At 69.9% G+C, this 1682-nt stretch carries 2 protein-coding genes; one reads left to right on the plus strand and one right to left on the minus strand.

The window, feature by feature from the left end; all coding sequences use genetic code 11:
* Positions 1 to 269 precede the first annotated feature (269 nt).
* Positions 270 to 1061 (plus strand): IS5 family transposase, encoded by a 792-nt coding sequence (locus tag HCJ93_RS28975; RefSeq protein ID WP_033226700.1) that lies wholly within the window; start codon positions 270 to 272, stop codon positions 1059 to 1061.
* Here the strand turns inward: HCJ93_RS28975 and HCJ93_RS28980 are convergent.
* Positions 1018 to 1569 carry a hypothetical protein gene (locus HCJ93_RS28980; protein WP_167998795.1) on the minus strand — a complete coding sequence of 184 codons (552 nt, stop codon included), beginning with the start codon at positions 1567 to 1569 and terminating at the stop codon, positions 1018 to 1020. The two genes, HCJ93_RS28975 and HCJ93_RS28980, sit on opposite strands and share 44 nt — an antisense overlap.
* Positions 1570 to 1682 lie beyond the last annotated feature (113 nt).

Raw genomic sequence — 1682 nt, forward strand, 5'->3', positions numbered from 1 at the left:
AGTAGCTGTTGTCTTTTCGATCTTGAGCGGTGGCGGTCGAACGCGGGTTCCCGGTCGAGTGATCCGGCCGTGGCCGGAGCATGAAGACGGGGCCTCCTGAACAGCTCGTGGGTGTCGAATCCATAGAGCAAGAGGAGGCCCCGGTGCTGCAGTCTTCCGTGCCGATGGGTGGGCAGTCCAACTCTCCCGCTCCAACGTGTGATTGCCTCGCGCACGTGTACGGCAACGCGGCTGACTGGCCCGAGCGGCAGCGCCGGTACCCGTCGGACATGACGGACGCGGAGTGGGCTGAGGTCCGGCCGCTGCTGCCGGTGCCGGGCTGGATGCGCGGGCGGGGCGGCCGGCCGGAGGGGTACTGCCACCGCGCGGTGCTCGATGCGATCCGGTATCTCGTGGACAACGGGATCAAGTGGCGGGCGATGCCCGCCGACTTCCCGCCATGGGACCGCATCTACGCATTCTTCCGCCGCTGGCGCGACAACGCCCTGGTCAAGGAGTTCCACGACCGGTTGCGCGCGAGGGTCCGCGAGGAGCTGGGGCGGGACGCGCAGCCGTCGGCCGGGGTGATCGACTCGCAGTCCGTCAAAGCGGACGCCGTCGTCGGCGCGGACAGCCGCGGCTTCGACGGCGGCAAGCTCATCAACGGCCGCAAGCGGCACGTCGTGGTCGACACCCTCGGCCTGCTGCTGGGCGTGATGGTCACCGCCGCGGATGTCGGCGACCGCACCGCTGCCCAGGCCCTGCTTGAGCGGGTGGCCCGGGCACACCATCGCCTGGCCCTCGTCTGGGCCGACGGCGGCTACACCGGAAGCCTTGTCGAGCACTGTCTGGCCACGTTCGCCCTGGTCCTGGCGATCGTCAAACGCAGCGACGACATGCGCGGCTTCGTGGTGCTGCCCAAGCGGTGGATCGTCGAGCGTCTCTTCGCCCACCTGATGCGAAGTCGCCGCCTGGTGCGCGACTTCGAGCGCCGCACCGCCAGCGCCGAGGCGATGGTCTACTGGTCGATGACCATGGTCATGACCCGCCGCCTGGCCCGCTCACGCCGCGGGCGGGCGTGAATCGGCCCGGCGCAGGCTCGGCCAGCCAGCCGCGCGCGACCAGGCGTTTCGCCTTCGACCTCAGCGCCTCCACCCGCGCCGGCACCACGTCCATGCCGAACGAAGCGGCCATCTCCTGGCAGGTCAGCGGCCCTTGATGGAGCCGGGCGCGGTCCGCGAGCACGGTGAGGATGCGCTGGTAGTCCACCGACAACGCCGACCACGCAAGCCCTTCACGCCACACCGGCACCTGCGACTTCGCCCTTGCCGCTTCCGGCGTTGACGAGGCCTCCTCGGCCTGTCCGTCGGCGGTCGGTGCTGTCCGGTCGGCCTGGTCGTGGCCATTCCCCGTCTCCTCTGCCGGGGCAAGCACCTCGCCCACCCGCGAGCGAGCGATGGCCCATTCCTTCCAGTCCCGCTCGGCCACGGCCAGTTCAGCCTGGATGCGGTCGGCCTCCTCCCGCAGCTCGTCCACGCGACGGCGAGCGACGACCTCGCGCTGTTCCAGCAGCCCCACGACCGACGGCATCCATGACCTCCACAGCAGCGGCGACACGACAGACCATCACTCCCACAGGATCACCGGCCCTATGCCCGACCAGCGAAAACGCCGTCGTCAAGCCCGGAAAGACAACAGCTTCT

The sequence above is a fragment of the Streptomyces composti genome (assembly GCF_012034205.1).
Lineage (GTDB): Bacteria > Actinomycetota > Actinomycetes > Streptomycetales > Streptomycetaceae > Streptomyces > Streptomyces composti.